The organism is Streptomyces sp. NPDC055078, from assembly GCF_053607985.1.
On the sequence record NZ_JBSGUP010000106.1, the window covers coordinates 1 to 16,904 of the forward strand.

A 16,904-nucleotide genomic window follows, 5' to 3' on the forward strand; every position below is an offset into this window, starting at 1 on the left:
GGCTGGAACAGCGGTTGCATCTACTGGGGAGGAACGCAGTAAAGTAGCCGTGGCCGCACAGGCTGAGTTCTTGGTCACACTTGGATGACGACTGTGCGGCCACCTTCATGCCCGGACGGCGGCGGAAACCCAGGCGGGGGCAGAGTCGCCAGGGCCCTAGAATGGCCGTCGTGACGGAAAACTCTCAGCGCCCCGAGAATGGGCCGAACAGCGCCCCCGAACTGCCGACCCAGTATGCGCCGGCCGAGGTAGAGGGAAAGCTGTACGAGCGCTGGGTAGAGCGCGGCTACTTCGAGGCAGACGCGAAGAGCGACAAGCCCCCGTACACCATTGTCATCCCGCCGCCGAACGTCACTGGCAGCCTGCACCTCGGCCACGCCTTCGAGCACACCCTCATCGACGCTCTCACCCGCCGCAAACGCATGCAGGGCTTCGAGACGCTGTGGCAGCCCGGCATGGACCACGCCGGCATCGCCACGCAGAACGTCGTGGAGCGCGAGCTTGCCAAGGAAGGCAAGTCGCGTCACGACCTCGGGCGTGAGGCCTTCGTCGAGCGCGTGTGGCAGTGGAAGGAAGAGTCCGGCGGTCAGATCGCCGGCCAGATGCGACGCCTGGGTACCGGCGTTGCCTGGACCCGCGATCGGTTCACCATGGACGAGGGTCTCTCCCGTGCTGTCCAGACCGTCTTCAAGAGGATGTTCGACGACGGCCTGATCTACCAGGCCGAGCGCATCATCAACTGGTGTCCGCGCTGCCTCACGGCCATTTCGGACATCGAGGTCGACTATCAGGACGACAACGGCGAGCTCGTCTCAATAAAGTACGGCGAGGGCGACGACACCCTGGTCGTCGCGACCACGCGAGCCGAGACGATGCTCGGCGACACCGCGGTCGCGGTCCACCCGGACGACGAGCGGTACGCGCACCTCATCGGCAGGCAGATCAAGCTGCCGCTCACTGGCCGCACGATCCCGGTCGTCGCGGACACGCACGTCGACCCGGCGTTCGGCACGGGTGCCGTCAAGGTGACGCCCGCGCATGACCCGAACGACTTCGCCATCGGTCAGCGCCACAACCTCGAATCGATCGAGGTTCTCGACGAGCGCGGCATCATCACGGTCCACGGCCCCTTCGAGGGACTGGACCGCTTCGAGGCCCGCTCCGCGATCGTTGCAGCCCTGCGCGCGGACGGCCGGATCGTCGCCGAGAAGCGGCCGTACGTCCACTCCGTCGGACACTGCTCCCGCTGCAAGACCACGCTGGAGCCGCGTCTCTCCCTGCAGTGGTGGGTCAAGGTCGAGACCCTCGCCAAGGCCGCGGGCGACGCAGTCCGTGACGACCGGGTCAACATCCACCCTGCCGACCTGTCGCAGCGGTACTTCGACTGGGTCGACAACCTCAACGACTGGTGCATCTCGCGTCAGCTCTGGTGGGGCCACCGCATCCCGGTCTGGCACGGGCCCAACGGGGAAACGGTGTGCGTCGGACCCGACGAGCAGCCGCCGACCGGCGAGGGCTGGTCCCAGGACACCGACGTTCTCGACACCTGGTTCTCGTCGGGCCTGTGGCCGTTCTCCACACTCGGCTGGCCGGAGCGGACCGAGAGCCTTGAGAAGTTCTATCCGAACTCCGTGCTCGTCACGGGCTACGACCTCATGTTCTTCTGGGTCGCCCGGATGATGATGTTCGGCCTGTACGCGATGGACGGCGAAGTGCCGTTCCGCACCATCGCCTTCCACGGCATGGTCCGCGACGAGTTCGGCAAGAAGATGTCGAAGTCATTCGGCAACACCGTGAACCCCCTGGACTGGATGGACAAGTACGGCTCCGACGCCGTCCGCTTCACTCTGGCCAAGGGCGCCAACCCCGGCACCGACGTCCCGATCGGCGAAGACTGGGTCCAGGCATCCCGGAACTTCGCCAACAAGATCTGGAATGCGACGCGCTTCGCACTGATGAACGGTGCGACGGTCGAGGGTGAACTGCCGCCGGTCGAGAAGCTGTCAGCAACCGACCGCTGGATCCTGTCCCGTCTGAACACGGTGGTCGCCGAGGCGGACGCGTACTACGACGACTACCAGTTCGCGAAGCTCTCGGACGGGCTGTACCACTTCGCATGGGACGAGGTCTTCGACTGGTACGTCGAGCTGTCCAAAACGACCTTCTTCGCGGGCGGCGAGGGCGCGCAGGTCTCCGGCCGGGTGCTCGGTGAGGTGCTGGACAAGCTGCTGCGTCTGCTGCACCCGATCGTCCCGTTCGTGACCGAGACGCTGTGGACCACGCTGACCGGGCGTGAGTCCATCGTCGTCGCCGATTGGCCGGCAGCCTCTGGCTTCCGCGACCCGGCGGCCGAGGCGGAAGTCGAGAACCTCCAGAAGGTGATCACCGAGGTTCGGCGCTTCCGTTCCGACCAGGGCCTTCAGCCCGGTCAGAAGGTCCCGGCTCGCTTGGACCTGTCGGGCACGCAGCTCGCGGCGCACGAGGCCGCCATCCGCCAGTTGCTGCGTCTGCAGCCCGAGGGGGACGGCTTCAGCGCGACCGCGACTCTCCCCGTCGCGGGCGCTACGGTGGCCCTGGACCTGTCCGGCACCATCGACGTGGCAGCCGAGCGCAAGCGGCTTGCCAAGGACTGGGCGGCGGCTGAGAAGGAGGTCGCGGCGGCCAACGGAAAGCTCGGCAACGAAGCGTTCCTGGCAAAGGCGCCGGACAACGTGGTGGAGAAGATCCGCACGCGCCTGGCCAAGGCGCAGGAGGACATCACCCGCATTCAGGGGCAGTTGGACAACCTGCCGCCTGCCTAGTTGGACACAGCAGAAGGCCCCGGAACCTTCACGGCTCCGGGGCCTTCTTTTTCATGGCAGGTACCGCTACGGGATACCCAGCGGTTCGTAGGGACTCGACAGGGAGAACTCCCTCTGGCGGGCGACCTCCAGGGCCTGTTCAACGTCGTGCCCGGCCATGCGGATCAGGTCCTCAAGGCGGGAGGGCTTCGAGGCGAGGACATCGCGGGCAATGTCTCTGGCGCTGTCGTCACGTTCGAAGTGGTGCTGGAACAGGTCGAGGTTCTTCTCGACCACCAGAAGGGTCATGTCGAACTCGGAGATCACAGCGTTGGACACACGCTCTCCGCGCGAGTGGACTCGGTACTCGTGCAGCGGCCCGGAGACGCACACGATGGCGTTGTGCGCGCCGTTACGAAAGCGCCCGCCCAGGAGATTCACCGCGAACGCCCAGTCACCCCACTTCACCACCTGGGGGTCGTACATCCCGCCGCGAAGCGCGTCCTCGTGCCGGTAGACGATCGAAGTGGGCACGTGGTGCTTGCGTAGAACCAGCTCCTCACGGCAGGGGTACGAGGAGATCGTGAGCCCGTCGAACTCGCCGATCATGCGCGACAGGGTGTGGACGAAGGCCACATCGGGGTGTGCCTTGAGAATCTTGACGGATCGGTCCGGGTAGCTGCCGCCTGCCAGTAGCTCCGGCGTGGTCGCAAGGCGATCGTCGGCGTCGAGTTGCATCACGTACGGGAAGTGGGCGGCCTCGATGCCGGCGTTCCTGGCGGCGTGATGGCCACTGTGCGCGAGCGGGATGACGCGCACTGCAGGCTGCTCCGCGCACGAGGAGATGGCGCGAAGTGTGCTCGCGTCTTCAGATCCGTCATCGACGATCAGGACTTCGTACGGAAGGTCGTGAGGCTGTCTGATGAGGGAATCCACTGCTTCGGTGAGGTAGCCGCCCGAGTTGAAGCATGGGATGACGAAGGTGATCCCTTCGGGCATGGTCGACTTCAAGGTGTTCTCCCCGTCCGTGGTTGATCAGGCTGGAGTACTGGCTGCGATGACGGTGGCCCGGATCGCCTCGAAGCAGTTGTCTCCGGTTCGGCTGTCCTGCTCGGCATGCTTGTCCCAGAAGAACTTGAGGCCCCACCCGCGATAGATGCGCTCGACGGCCCGGCGGAAGGACTCCGGGGAGTAGCCCGCTTCGCCCTCGATCGTCAGGTGCTGTCCGTCTGTGGACCTGCGGACAATCGAGGTGAAGACTTCCAGGTAGTGGTAGTTCACTGAGCACGCGTGGGCGACTGCGCGTTCAAGGAGGGTCTCCACTTCGGGCTTGGCAAGATAGTGAAGTACGTCCTTGGCGACCACAACGCCGAAGTCTCGGTTGATCGGAAACTTCTCGGCGAGGGATTCGCATGCCTCAATCCGTTGGCCCCAATCTCCCTGCCCGTGCAGGCGTCGGAGCAGAGGGCCAGTCGGGGCCTGGTCGACCGCAACCACGCGGAACCCGGCCTGTGCCAGAGCGATGGAGTAGTTGCCGGCCCCGTACCCGAGATCCAGGGCGGTGCGTGGCGTCTCCTCCCCGACTGATGCCAGGAGGGCATTGAACCGTCCTGACGTCGGGGCCTGAAGCTTCTCCGCGGTGTTCCTGCCTTGCGCGAATGCGTCCGCGTAGAAGGCGTGCACGGATGCCTTCGATACAAAGTGGGTCACAAATCCTCCTTAAGTGTCGGGAGGTGGGTGCCGCGTATTCAGAAAGGGATCTCGATCCGGCGGCCTGGAGTGTGCACCGAGGAGGCGAGTGCCTTGGTGACCCTCATCGGAAGGAGGTGCTCGGCCAGGGAGCTTCGGACCTCGGTTCCGTGCAGCCAGTGCTCCATCAGCTGACGGTTGCTGTCGCTGTGGAACAGCCCGTCGAAGGACTCTTCTGAGACGTATTCCTCATCAGGCAGGAGTGCAGCGTTGGCGCGAGTCGTCACGCGGGCGAAGGCGTCGATTCCGTCTGCGCTGACGCCACGGGGGATGTCGTAGCAGTGGACGTGTGTGGAGTACAGCGTCGAGAGCTGAGCTTCCAAGTCAACACTCGATGTCCGGCCGTTCACGTTGTAGAGGCTCTCCGGGAGGCTGTCCCAGCTTCGTATCGAGGGAGTGGTCTGCTCGAACGACAGCGTCCCGAGCGTGACGGTCCTCCCTGATGCGATGTCCACCAGGCGAAAGGCCGACGTCACATCGGTCTCGCCGAACCGGAAGCCTGCGTCCGAATCGTCTGACCACTGCGGATCACCGTCGTGGAACCTGCTCGCGACAGGCCGGGACATCCGCTTGTGCTGATCGATGGGGAAGGCGCCGAATGAACTGAGCTCCAACTTGAACTGGCGCTCTGGGAACACTGCAGCGTTGAGTAAGAGGAGCTGGGTTGCAAGATCGACGTAGTGGTATGCACCGTGCATCATCATCCCGTAGCCGTACTTGTACGGGTGATCGTCGCGGCTCTCGAACTCGCGCTGAAGGTTCCACACTCCGCCGGCAGCCCTGAGGTGCAGGGAGGTCAGTGGTGCCTCCCACCTCTCCATCCGGGCCCGGAGAGATCCGATGACCTTGTAGTTGTAGATCTGGTGGTACCGGCTCAGGGTCATCACAGAATGCTTTGCCGATGAGTCGGCCGAGACCCCGATCAGCTCCTCCATGGTCTTGGTGATGTACGACGGCTTGAACCGGCCGTCGATCATGGGGACCAACACGGGCTTCTCAACGAGTGAGTTGATGTGGTTCTCCACGCAGAACCGGAGGTAGGCCTCGTGGGCGCGGACCTCAGTGGCGATGTACACCATCGTCGGCGTACCCGGCATCTGGAGGCGGTCCACGGCTGCCGCGATGAGCTCTTGCGGTGTCTCTCGCGTTCCGGCGTCAGGGTCCGGAAGGTAGACGATGCCACGGGGCTTCAGGTCAACAGCCTGGACTCGCCCCGCGATCGCGGGCCTCTGGGACTCCAGGTCGATGATGGAGTAGCCGTCTATGTGGCCCGATCTGACGGCGTCATGAATACACGTCAGGTACTTATTGGCGACGATCTCGTCGAAACCGACCACAATGAGATGATGCGCGGCTAACACGGTCCACCCTTCCGAGAGATGCCCGGCGATGAGCGGGCGCGGCTGGTGCGGTCGCTATTCGATCTTGCATCAGTACGGACCGTACGGAGTTCCACAACGCAGGGTGAGGTCATTGCCGAATTCGTCGCTCATGGGCCCCACCCTCGGGTCTTACCGCAACGTGAAGGTCAAGCCAGAAGCCCCGCCGGTCCGGAGGATGGGACTCGGCGGGGCTCCCGTCGCAATGGCGCTGAGCCGTGAGTGTCAGGCAGTGCCGAACTCTTCGCCCTTCAGGCGCTCTACGAACGCAGAGAACGCAGCGGCGGATATGGCCAGTGCCGGGCTGTTCGGGCACGCACTGTCCCGTACGGGGACAACGCCGGTAGTGAACGCGTAGGCAGGGGCCCACTCAACACAGTTACCGCCTTGCTGGCTGTAGGACGACTTGGCCCATCGGACCGTAGTCAGGTCATCGTCCATCTTGGATTTCCTTCCGAACGGCGCTGATCAGTTCCAGGGAGGCGGCCGGGGACAGCGCGGCTACCTGCAAATGATCGTAGCCCCGTTCCCACGCCGCAATGAGTTCGTCGTCCCGCTCCAGGTACCCGCGACTGGCCGACTCGGTGTATCCGACCACCGTTCTGTCACGCATGGTCAGCAACACCACGGGGAGGAGCAAGGGGCGCAGATCCCCCATGCTGAACGGGATCAGTTGGACCGTCACGCGAGGCGAACTGGCTTGCCGTGCGAGGTGGTCGAGCTGGTCGGTCATCACGTCGGCCCCGCCGACCTCGCGACGTAGGCAGCTTTCGTCCAGTGCTGCGTACACCAAGGGGGCACCCTTCCCCTCTACTAGCCGCTTCTGACGAGTCCTCAGAAGAGTCACGCGCTCCGCTGCCAGTTCCGGGGTGATGGCTCCCCGTTCCACGTCGGCCAACGCAAGAGCCTCGGCGTAGCGCGGGGTCTGAAAGAGTCCGGGAATCACCCCAAGCTCGAACGTGCGGAGCTTGGTTGCTCTGACCTCCTCTTGCAGGTACTCCGGGAACCCCTCCAGAAGAACCGCTTTCCTGATCGCCTGCCACATGACTTCGAACGTTGCGCCCGTGCCCAAAGCCTCGTCAGCCTTGCGTGCGAATTCCAGGGTGGGGGATTTGCGGCACGTTTCTACTGCGGACACATGCGTACCCGAGTAGCCCATACGTTCAGCTAACTGATCTTGAATCCACCCCTGAAGTTCGCGTGACCTGCGAAGTTGCGCACCAAAGGCAGCACGTGGAGACGACTTCGGGTCAAGCTCTTTGCGGTTCATGATCCGTACCAAATCTTCCTGGCGTAGCGGCAGGTTGAAGATGCGCACGACTCTAGGCCACTCTGATGGCCCCCGGTAGTGGAAGCACTACGGAGAGGAGCGGCCATGTCCGGGAAGAACGTAGCGACAGAACGTCAGACCCCCCAACTCCGGGTTGGTGACCTGGTGTACGACACCAGCACGGGAACCCTCGAGGTGCTCATGGACACCGGCACGGACGCGGGGGACGGCCCCTACTCCCTCCGCCCTCCCCGCGGCGGCATCGAGTGGACCACCTCCCGGGAGAACGTTCGCCCGGCGACCGTGACGGATCAGCTCCGGCCCGCCCTGACCGAGGTGAACACCCGCAGCAGCAGGCAAGGCGGCCCGGCACGGTGACGACCAGACGCCCCCGGTACGCCGGCCGGTCCCCCCTGCCCCCGCTCTCCGCGTGGCAGCGCCCCTGACGCTGCGGAGGAACACGCGAGAGCGGCACCCCCTCGGACCTGCCGTGGCCCTGACCCCACGCAGGACCGGGGGAAGAGGGGCAGGCCACTTCCCTGCCCCCGGCCCCGGTCACCCCCACCCCCGCAGGGGCGACCGGGGCCACCCTCCCCGAAAGGCACCCCATGTCCGCGATCACCGAACTGACCCGGCCACGCCCCGCACACCCCTGCCACCTCTGCCACACCCTGAAAACCGCTCTGCGCACCCGGTCGGCCGCCGGGGACATCGACGGCTTCATCCGCGTCAGCGACGCCCGCACCCTCCACGAGAACACCGCCCATGCCGACACCGTCCGCGCGAGCATCCCCGACACACCCAAGCGGCCCCGGCGGACCAGCGAGAACCGGACCGCGCGCCGGACACCCGCCGAGGTGCAAGCCGCCCGGGAAAACGTCCTCGCCGAACGGGCCACCGTCACCGCGACGTACCTCGGCGGTACGCCTCTCGGCGACCTCGCCCAGACCTACGGCGTCACCCACACCTGGCTCAAAGCAACGCTCACCGCCTGGGGCATACCCGTACGCGACCGCACCGCCGCCGCAGCCACCCGAACCACCCCACGGCCAACCCCCTGAACCCCGCCCCTGCCGTGCCGGCCAACGATGCTTCCCCAAGCAATCAACCGGCAGGGGCGGGCACCACCCCCAGGCCCGACCGGGCCCGGAACACCACCGAGAAAGAGCGCCACATGTTCAGACGCACATCCCACACCGTCCAGGCCGTACGCGCCGACGCGACCAGAGCAGCGAGCGGACAACACACCACCCCGAAAGACAACCAGGCCGCCGCCGAACGCCGCGCCCTCATGCGCGAAGCGAGCAACGACGAACGACGCCAGCACGCACACGAACGAGTACGGATGAGCGACCACGGCCCCGGAGCACCGGACCCGAGCTGACAGCAACACAACCCCACGTCAGCCCCGGTTCGCGCTCGATACGGGCACGGACCGGGGCACCTTTGCGTGCTGGCTACGCGTCGCCCTGGTGCTCACACCATCTGGATCCACCAACAGAACGCCCCAAGGAACCGGTCCTAAGCGGTTCCAAGGGGCTCCGCCGAACAGCTACAGAGGAGCTGAACGACGTATGCGTGATCGTATCGCCCGCGCCCTCGTATGGGTGCTGAACCTTTTCCCGTTGACGCGCCGAACCCGCCCCGGACGCCACACCGCCGAATACCTCGCAGGCCGTACCAAGCCCGCGCCCCTGGTCATCTGCACCGCACGCACCCCCGTCCCCGCACAAGTCCTCGCCCGGAGCATCCCCACACCATGGGGACACCGCATCGGACCATGGCTGCTCGCCAAAGAAGCCACCGACCGACAGCGCCAGCGCTGCGTATCGGCCGTAGCGGCCACCATGGGCTACGACGTCCCGTTCCCCTTCGACGGCGCGAACGTGGCACGGGTCGGGGTACCCGCATGACACGCGACGCACTCACCAGCGAACCCCCCGCCGAGTCCGGCGCAACCTGCTGCATCTGCCACCGCCGGACCCTCGCACCCCTCCCCGTCCGCCACATCGAACGCGCCAGCGGACCCCCCGTCACCCTCTACGCCTGCCCCACACACGCCCAGACCCTCACCCCCGCCCCCGACCCGGGAGAACTTGAGCCGAACGCATAGCCCCTCGCCGACAGCCGGAACGCCCCGCGCGACCAATTCGCGCGGGGCGCTGCCGTGCTGCTCGAACGAGCTGGCTGCTCAGCCCAGGTAGGGGTAGGTGCCAGCGATGTAGTCGCCGATCTGCTGGCGCATGCTGGGGTGGATGTCGTACACGTCGAGGTCGGCCGACAAAACGAAGCGGACGCCATCGGCCTCGTCGTTGATGGTGGGCTCGCCGCCGACGGGGCGGCCGATATAGGTGTTCTCGTACTGCTGGCGGATCTCGCCGTCGGTGTAGGCCACGATGTGGTTCGGGTCGGTGTAGACACCGAGGAACCCGGTGACCTCGGCGACGATGCCGGTCTCCTCCAGGCATTCCCGTACCGCGCACTGAGCGGCGGTCTCGCCGATGTCCTGCGCACCGCCAGGGAGAGCCCACTGACCGGTGTCGCGACGGCGCTGGAGAAGGATCGCGCCACGGTCGTCGACGACGAGAAGGTTGCTTACACGGCGGTCCCCTCCTGGTCGGGTGTCCAGGGCCGCGCACCGGCCCCGACGACTTCGAGGCTCTGAGCGTAGTTGGTGAACCACTCTGTGTTGTCAGCTCTGTTGAGCTGGAGGAGGAGGTCGGCGCTGGCCGACTGCCTCGGAGCGGACGGGTTGACCTGGCCCTCTGCACCGGTGCGGGCCAAAGGGCTGGAGGTTCTGATGGTGACGAGCTGTTCCCGGGGCGGCGCACCGGGTAGCCGATCGGCTCGGGGTGGCAGAGCGGGAGGGGTGGTATGGCGGATTCGTAGGGGTTGCAGAGGGGTGGGTCGGTAGTGTGAACGTGTCCCCTCGGGGTGGCCGGGAGGGTCTTGTGTTCCGGGGAATCGGGAGGCGTGTCGATGGATTACGTTCCATGGGGATTACGTCAGGTGACTGACCGGCTACCGGTGTCACCACCGTCCTATGCGCGCGTTGAGCTGGACCCACTGACGCAGCTGGCCCGCTACACCGACGAGGCCGGACAGGTCATCGAAATGGGGAAGCACGGAACGAGTAAGACGAAGGGGACGGCTTCGATGTCCGGAGGATCCGGGGGCGGTGACGGCGAGGCGCCGAAGCCCCAGGTCCAGGACGATGTGACGACTGACTACGAAACCGACTGATCCGGTGGGCCAGGCGGTGATGGTGGTGACGTCCCTCGACGACGTCACTTCAGACCTCGTCATCGAGGAGCTGAACGACCTCGGCGCGCGGGTGGTGCGGGTCGATCCGGCAGACATCGGCCCTGATCTGGTGATGGGGGCCGCTCTGGGGCCCCAGGGGTGGGCGGGTTCGGTGACGACCGCGAGCCGCACGGTGGCGTTGGAGGAGATCGGGGCCGTGTACTACCGGCGGCCGAGCCCCTGGCGGATGCCCCGCCTCGAAGGAGTCAGTGAGCAGACGCGCGCGTTCGCTGCGGCGGAGGCGAAGCACGGCCTCGGCGGTGTCCTGACGAACATCCGGGGCTGCCGGTACGTGAATCATCCGGCTGCTGTCACCCGCGCGGAGTTCAAAGCGGCTCAGCTCCAGACGGCCGTAGGGATCGGCCTGGTGGTTCCGCCGACTCTGATCACCAACGATGCGGAGCGAGCGCGGACCTTCGCCGCGGAGCATGGTCCGGTGGTCTACAAGTCCTTCCGGGGGCTGCCTGTCTCGGACGACGGGCAGGCGGGTGCGATCTGGACTCAGCGGATCGACCCGGAAACCCTGGATGAGTCCGTTGCCCTGACAACGCACCTGTTCCAGGCCGAGGTGCCGAAGACAGCGGACGCCCGGATCACCGTGGTGGGTCGGAGGGTCTTCGCTCAGCAAATCCGTGCCCCTGACGGAGCACTGGACTGGCGGCGCGGTGACTGGGACGCGCTGGAGCACCAGCCTCTCTCCGTGCCGCCCGCAGTCTCGGAAGCCCTGTTCACGTACCTGGAAGCCTTCAGCCTGGCGTTCGGGTGCTTCGACTTCGCTCTGCGGGAGGACCTTCCCCAGGACGCGTCAGGACGGTTCACGTTCATCGAGTGCAATCCCAATGGACAGTGGGGGTGGCTACCCGACTCCACCGACATCGCCGGCGCGTTTGCCCGCCTCCTGATGGAAGGACCCCGACCATGACCCGTACAGACAAGACCGAACGGGAGCAGCGCGCGCGGCGGCTTCGGAGCGAGCTGGCCGCTGCTGTCGGGCCGGACGACAGGGCCGATGGCTGGCGTCAAGCTGTGGAGGCGGTCCCCCGGCACCGGTTCGCGCCCGGGTTCTACTTGCCCGCCGAGAAGCCCTCGCCACGGGGCATGACGTGGTGGGAGCCGGTCACCGCCGAGTTGGACCCCGAGCGGTGGCTCACCGCCGCCTACACCGACCAGAGCCTCGTCACCCAGCTCGACGGCGACGAGCCCGACTGGGACAACCCCGAGCCCCGCGACGGCGGCTCCCCCACCTCTTCGTCCACCCTGCCGTCCCTGGTGCTCCGGATGTGGCGCGACGCGGACCTGGCCGAGGACCAGGACATCCTGGAGATCGGAACGGGAACCGGATACTCCACCGCGCTGGCCTGCGAGCGCTACGGATCCGACGCCGTCACCACCCTCGAAGTCGACAACCACCGGCTCGAACAGGCAGCCACCGCCCTGTACGGCCTCGGATACACCCCCGATCTCGCGGTCGCGGACGGCCTGTACGGCTACTGGCCATCGGCCCCGTTCGACCGGATCGTCGCCGCCTGCTCCGTCCGTACCGTTCCCCGGGCGTGGATCGCACAGACCCGGCCCGGAGGGAAGATCCTCACGACCCTCGGCGGCTGGCAGTTCGGCTTCGGCCGCACCCTGCTCACCGTCCACGACGACGGCACTGCCAGCGGTCCCCTCCTGCCGGGAACCGTGTCCTTCATGCTCGCCCGACCTCACCAGGCGCCCGCTTTCGGGAACCCCGCCCACTGGAACACTCTCCTGGCCGATGCGCACCCCACCATCGCCCGCCACACGATTGACTGGCTCACCGCCGCCACCGAGGAAGCGTTCTTCACCCGCTTCCTGATCCAGTCGGCCTTGCCGAACAGCCAGATCACCGAGATCGATGGCGCCACGTATCTCATCGACGTCACCGCCGGTTCCGTGGCCGCCCTCGCTCCCGACGGCGATCACCTGCACGTACGGCAGGCTGGGCCGGTCCGCCTCTGGGACCGTGCCGAGGACGTCCTCGACGCGCACGCGGCTGCCGGGCACCCCGGCCCGGCAGCATTTCGCCTCACCGTCGACGCGGACGGGCAACACCTCCAGCACCCCGACATGCCCGTCATCTCGATGGGGTGAAGCGCGAACAGCACAGAGGCGCAGGCACTCGGGTGGTGGCCCGGTCGCCGGGTCGCGCCTGCACCTTTCCGGACATAACCTCCGAAATGTGACGCGAAGAGCCACCCGGCCCCTGCTGACCACCCTGGTGGCGGTGTGGTGGCTGGTCGTGCCCGCCGCACCGGCCGGTGCCAGCACCGAAAGCACCGCGAGCAGCGCCGAGGGCAGCCACGGCCCCGGGGCCCGCGCCGCCGGAACGGCCCTGGTCGCACCCGCCGACGACCCCGTGGAGCTGTCCCGGGACAGCCAGATCACCGACCGGGTGAACGCTCTCGGTGACCGCGAGCAGGACGTCTCCCAGGCACTCGACCGGCTCTTCGACAGCACACGGCTCCAGCTCTTCGTCGTCTACGTACGGGACTTCTCCGGCCGCTCGGCGCAGGAGTGGGCCGATGCCACGGCCGAGCGGAACGGCCTCGGGCAAAGCGATGTGCTGCTCGCTGTCGCTACTCACGACCGGCAGTACGCGTATTACGTGGACAGGTCGTCCGAGCTGACCGACGCCCAGCTCGCCGAGGTCGCGGACACCGCGATCGAACCGGCGCTCCGGGAGAACGACTGGGCCGGAGCCGCCATCGGCGCGGCGAACGGTTACGCGGCGGTGGTCGCCGGGCGGCCCGTGCCGGCGCCCGCGATCACCCCGGGTGACCCCGACCCGGGAGCGGCGGGCGGCGGGGCCGGGACGGGGGCCGGTGATCTGGTGTTGCCGATCGCCGTGCTCGGCGGGTTCGGCGCGATCGCCGCGTACACCTGGACCAGGCGGAGAAAGCGCACCAGGACACGGACGACGCCCCAGGGCGGGCAGGCGGGATGGGGCGGTGAGCCGCCGCGTACGCCGCTGCCGGAGCTGGACGCGCTGGCGAAGCGGTCGCTGGTCGACACCGATGACGCGGTGCGCACCAGCCAGGAGGAGCTGGGGTTCGCGACCGCCCAGTTCGGCGAGGAGGCGGCCCGGCCGTTCGAGGAGGCGGTGGCGTACGCGAAGGAGGAGCTGACGGCCGCCTTCCGGCTGCGGCAGCAGCTCGATGACGCGTATCCGGAGGACGACGCCACCCGGCGGCGGATGCTCGATGAGATCGTGTCCCGGTGCGTGAACGCCAATCGGCGGCTCGACGCGGAGTCGGAGGCGTTCGACCGGCTGCGGTCCCTGGAGCAGAACGCCGCCCAGGCGCTCACGGGGGCGGAGGCCACGTACAGCGAACTCGACGGGCGGATCGTCCCGGCGGAGGCGACACTCTCGGTGATGCGCGAGCGGTACGCGCCATCGGCCGCCGCTCCCGTGACCAGCGATGTCGAGCAGGCGAAGGAGCGGCTCGTCTTCGCCAGGACCGCGCTCGACCGGGCCCGTACGGCCATCGATGAGACCGACAACGGGACGGCGGCCGTACGGATCCGGGCGGCCGAGGGGGCGCTCGCGCAGGCGGCCCAGCTGATCGAGGCCGTGGACCGGCGGGCCAGGGAACTCGCGGAGGCGACGGGCCGGCTGCCGGGCGCGCTCACCGAGACCGACAGCGATCTGGCCGAGGCCCGGGGGCTGCTGAAGGGCATGCCGGAGGGGGCGTCGACGGCCGACCTCCAGGGCCGGATCGCCCGCGCCGAGACCGTCGCGGCGGAGGTGCGCAGAGGACTCGGGGAAGCAGCGGCGGGCCCCTCCGACCCGATCGACGCGCTGCGGCGGGTGGAGGAGGCGGACGCGGCACTGGACGCGGCACTGGCCGGAGCCCGCGAGAACGAGCGCGGTGCCCGGCGGGCCCTCGCCCTGCTCGACCAGGCGACGCTGAGCGCCCGGTCCGCGATCGGCGCGGCGGCCGACTACATCACCACGCATCGCGGGGCCGTCGGCAGCGAGGCGCGAACCCGGCTGGCGGAGGCCCAGCGCCGACTGGCGCGCTCGGCCGAGCTGGCCGGGGACCAACCCGCCGCAGAAGGCCGGTCGTCGGATCCGCAGGGCGCGCTGGCCGAGGCCCAGCAGGCGGACGCGCTGGCCCGGCAGGCGCAGGGCCTGGCGGAGGCGGATGTACGGGGGTTCGGCAACCGGTTCGGGCCCGGCGGTGGACCAGGCATGGGCGGTACGGGGGGCGGGCTCGGGGGCGCGGTGCTCGGCGGGATCCTCCTCGGCGGACTGCTCGGCGGGGGCAGGGGCGGGGGTTTCGGGGGCGGTGGTGGCTTCGGGGGCGGGCCCGGCAGTTTCGGCGGCGGTGGTACGCGCGGCCGGATGGGTGGTGGTCGGTTCTGACCTGGTCACCTCGTCACCTGGTCTTCGGTGCGTGCGCCGCGCGCATCCGGTCCCTGGCCCTGTTCCTGTTCCTGTTCCTGGCCCTGTTCCGGCGACACCCTTCCTTCGACACCCCGCACCACTGCCCGTACGGCAGCCTCTTAAGGAGAAGCGCGATGACCAAGCAGACCATCCTCGGCCGGGTCACCCAGTTGGCCAAGGCCAATATCAACGCCCTGCTCGACCAGGCGGAAGACCCGCAGAAGATGATCGACCAGCTGATCCGGGACTACACGAACAACATCAGCGAGGCGGAGCAGGCGGTGGCGGGCACCATCGGCAATCTGCGGCTGATGGAGCAGGATCACCAGGAGGATGTGACGGCGGCCAGGGAGTGGGGCGACAAGGCGCTCGCGGCGAGCAGGAAGGCCGATGCGCTGAGGACCGCCGGGCAGAGCGCGGAGGCGGACAAGTTCGACACCCTGGCGAAGGTGGCGTTGCAGCGCCAGCTCCAGTCCGAGAAGGAGGCGCGGACGGCGGAGCCGACGATCGCCTCCCAGTCGGAGGTCGTGGAGAAGCTCAAGACCGGGCTGGACCAGATGAAGATCAAGCTCACCGAGTTGCAGTCCAAGCGGGACGAGCTGGTGGCCCGCTCACGGACCGCCTATGCACAGAATCAGATGATGGACGCGGTCAAGAACATCAATGTCCTCGACCCGACCAGCGAGCTGCACCGCTTCGAGGACAAGGTGCGCCGGGAGGAGGCGCGGGCGATGGGCAAGCAGGAACTGGCGGCCTCGTCGCTGGACGCCCAGTTCGAGCAGCTGGACAGCCTGGGCGACACGGCGGAGGTGGAGGCGCGGCTCGCGGCGCTGAAGGCCGCGTCGTAGGACGGCGTTGTGGGACTGCGGACCGGGCGGCGGGCAGGGCAGCGTCGTAGGACAGCGTCCCGGGGCAGCTCCCGGGGGAGTCAGCCGGAGGCTTCAGCCAGGGGCTTCAGCCGGAACTTTCAGATACTGAAAGGCTCCCGGTGCGAAGCCGTTGACCACCGCTTGGCCATGACACCCTTTCCGCGTCGTTCGATTTGGTTTGCGGAGAAATGGGTGCCGGTGATGGAACAGATGAAGGCCGTAGTGCACAAGGGGGCGGCCGGTCTCTCCGGAGTACGGGTGACCGGCACCACCGTCGGGCGGGTACGTCCGCATGAGGTCCTGATCCGGCTCAAGGCGGCCGGTCTCAATCATCGCGACCTCTTCGTGGCCGGGGCGCGCTCGCCGCAGGACCCGGCGCTGGTCCTGGGGTCCGACGGCGCGGGCGTGATCGCCGAGGCGGGCGCCGAGAGCGGCCACTCCCCGGGCGACGAGGTGATCATCGATCCGACGATCGGCTGGGACAGCCCGGCGGAGGTACCCGAGGTTCCCGACATCCTCGGCGGTCCGGCACCCGGTACGTTCGCCGAGTTCGTGGTCGTGCCGGGGCGGAACGCGCTGCCCAGGCCGCCGCATCTGGACTGGACCGAGGCGGCGGCCCTGCCCCTCTCCGCGGTCACCGCCTACCGGGCGCTGTTCACCCGGGGCGGTCTGCGTGCCGGTGAGCACCTGCTGCTGCCCGGCATCGGAGGCGGTGTGGCGACGATCGCGCTGACGATGGCGAAGGCGTCCGGCGCGACGGTGAGTGTCACGTCCCGGAGCGGAGACAAGCTGCGCCGGGCCCGGGAGCTGGGCGCCGATCACGCACTGAGCAGCGGTGCCGACTGGGCCGGGGCGCTGGTCCTGCCCGTGGATCTGGTCGTCGACAGCATCGGTTCGGCGACATTCGACTCCTGCCTCGCGGTGCTGCGCCCCGGCGGCCGGATGGTCACCCTGGGGGCCACGACCGGCGCGGATGTCACGCTCTCGCTCCGTGAGCTGTTCTTCCGTCAGATCAGTCTGGTGGGGACGTCGATGGGCAGCGCGGCCGAGTTCCGCGACATGCTCGACCTGGTCGCCGAGCACCGTATCCGCCCGCTCGTCCACCGGGTCTTCCCGCTGGCCGACGGCGCGAAGGCCCTGGCC

The 16,904-nt window shown here is 67.9% G+C and carries 18 protein-coding genes; 12 read left to right on the top strand and 6 right to left on the bottom strand.

The window, feature by feature from the left end; all coding sequences use genetic code 11:
* The first annotated feature begins 161 nt into the window (after positions 1–161).
* A complete protein-coding gene (locus ACWF94_RS12235; protein ID WP_453487269.1) occupies positions 162–2,801 on the top strand; it encodes a valine--tRNA ligase in 2,640 nt (879 codons plus the stop codon).
* 66 nt (positions 2,802–2,867) lie between these two features.
* On the opposite strand, the gene ACWF94_RS12240 is transcribed toward ACWF94_RS12235, so the two are convergent.
* The 5 genes from ACWF94_RS12240 to ACWF94_RS12260 all read right to left on the bottom strand — a co-directional run bounded on the left by ACWF94_RS12240 (position 2,868) and on the right by ACWF94_RS12260 (position 7,226).
* The gene (locus ACWF94_RS12240; RefSeq protein ID WP_453487270.1) at positions 2,868–3,791 is read right to left on the bottom strand and encodes a glycosyltransferase family 2 protein; all 924 of its coding nucleotides are present in this window, start codon (positions 3,789–3,791) and stop codon (positions 2,868–2,870) included.
* Positions 3,792–3,815: 24 nt separating this feature from the next.
* Positions 3,816–4,490, bottom strand: a complete 675-nt coding sequence (locus ACWF94_RS12245) for a class I SAM-dependent methyltransferase (RefSeq protein ID WP_453487271.1) — start codon at positions 4,488–4,490, stop codon at positions 3,816–3,818.
* A 38-nt stretch (positions 4,491–4,528) separates the two neighbouring features.
* Positions 4,529–5,866 carry a hypothetical protein gene (locus tag ACWF94_RS12250; protein ID WP_453487272.1) on the bottom strand — a complete coding sequence of 446 codons (1,338 nt, stop codon included), beginning with the start codon at positions 5,864–5,866 and terminating at the stop codon, positions 4,529–4,531.
* Positions 5,867–6,133: 267 nt separating this feature from the next.
* Positions 6,134–6,349, bottom strand: coding sequence for a DUF397 domain-containing protein (locus ACWF94_RS12255; RefSeq protein ID WP_453487273.1), 216 nt, complete (start codon positions 6,347–6,349; stop codon positions 6,134–6,136).
* A complete protein-coding gene (locus tag ACWF94_RS12260; RefSeq protein ID WP_453487274.1) occupies positions 6,339–7,226 on the bottom strand; it encodes a helix-turn-helix domain-containing protein in 888 nt (295 codons plus the stop codon). The genes ACWF94_RS12255 and ACWF94_RS12260 overlap by 11 nt, the downstream gene beginning before the upstream one ends.
* Before the next feature lie 57 nt (positions 7,227–7,283).
* Here ACWF94_RS12260 and ACWF94_RS12265 point away from each other — a divergent pair, with 57 nt between their 5' ends.
* From ACWF94_RS12265 to ACWF94_RS12285, 5 genes are all read left to right on the top strand, one after another.
* Positions 7,284–7,556, top strand: a complete 273-nt coding sequence (locus ACWF94_RS12265) for a hypothetical protein (protein WP_453487275.1) — start codon at positions 7,284–7,286, stop codon at positions 7,554–7,556.
* A 230-nt stretch (positions 7,557–7,786) separates the two neighbouring features.
* Positions 7,787–8,239, top strand: coding sequence for a hypothetical protein (locus ACWF94_RS12270; protein ID WP_453487276.1), 453 nt, complete (start codon positions 7,787–7,789; stop codon positions 8,237–8,239).
* A gap of 113 nt (positions 8,240–8,352) precedes the next feature.
* Positions 8,353–8,562 (top strand): hypothetical protein, encoded by a 210-nt coding sequence (locus ACWF94_RS12275; RefSeq protein WP_453487277.1) that lies wholly within the window; start codon positions 8,353–8,355, stop codon positions 8,560–8,562.
* A 190-nt stretch (positions 8,563–8,752) separates the two neighbouring features.
* A complete protein-coding gene (locus ACWF94_RS12280) occupies positions 8,753–9,091 on the top strand; it encodes a hypothetical protein (RefSeq protein WP_453487278.1) in 339 nt (112 codons plus the stop codon).
* Positions 9,088–9,291, top strand: coding sequence for a hypothetical protein (locus tag ACWF94_RS12285; protein ID WP_453487279.1), 204 nt, complete (start codon positions 9,088–9,090; stop codon positions 9,289–9,291). The genes ACWF94_RS12280 and ACWF94_RS12285 overlap by 4 nt, the downstream gene beginning before the upstream one ends.
* Before the next feature lie 78 nt (positions 9,292–9,369).
* Here ACWF94_RS12285 and ACWF94_RS12290 read toward each other — a convergent pair whose 3' ends face one another.
* Positions 9,370–9,807, bottom strand: a complete 438-nt coding sequence (locus ACWF94_RS12290; protein WP_453487285.1) for an NUDIX hydrolase — start codon at positions 9,805–9,807, stop codon at positions 9,370–9,372.
* Between the two features lie 350 nt (positions 9,808–10,157).
* Between ACWF94_RS12290 and ACWF94_RS12295 the strand changes: the two genes are divergently transcribed.
* From ACWF94_RS12295 to ACWF94_RS12320, 6 genes are all read left to right on the top strand, one after another.
* The gene (locus tag ACWF94_RS12295; protein WP_453487286.1) at positions 10,158–10,421 is read left to right on the top strand and encodes a putative ATP-grasp-modified RiPP; all 264 of its coding nucleotides are present in this window, start codon (positions 10,158–10,160) and stop codon (positions 10,419–10,421) included.
* A gap of 4 nt (positions 10,422–10,425) precedes the next feature.
* Complete coding sequence (gene tgmB / locus ACWF94_RS12300; protein ID WP_453487280.1) at positions 10,426–11,403, top strand: ATP-grasp ribosomal peptide maturase; 978 nt, start codon at positions 10,426–10,428, stop codon at positions 11,401–11,403.
* Positions 11,400–12,596: an ATP-grasp peptide maturase system methyltransferase gene (gene tgmC / locus ACWF94_RS12305; protein WP_453487281.1), complete on the top strand. Its 1,197-nt coding sequence runs from the start codon at positions 11,400–11,402 to the stop codon at positions 12,594–12,596. The genes tgmB and tgmC overlap by 4 nt, the downstream gene beginning before the upstream one ends.
* Positions 12,597–12,684: 88 nt before the next feature.
* Complete coding sequence (locus tag ACWF94_RS12310; RefSeq protein WP_453487282.1) at positions 12,685–14,871, top strand: TPM domain-containing protein; 2,187 nt, start codon at positions 12,685–12,687, stop codon at positions 14,869–14,871.
* 155 nt (positions 14,872–15,026) lie between these two features.
* Positions 15,027–15,740 carry a PspA/IM30 family protein gene (locus ACWF94_RS12315; RefSeq protein WP_453487283.1) on the top strand — a complete coding sequence of 238 codons (714 nt, stop codon included), beginning with the start codon at positions 15,027–15,029 and terminating at the stop codon, positions 15,738–15,740.
* Positions 15,741–15,962: 222 nt separating this feature from the next.
* On the top strand, positions 15,963–16,904 hold a 942-nt coding region (locus ACWF94_RS12320; protein WP_453487284.1), incomplete at its 3' end, for a zinc-binding dehydrogenase.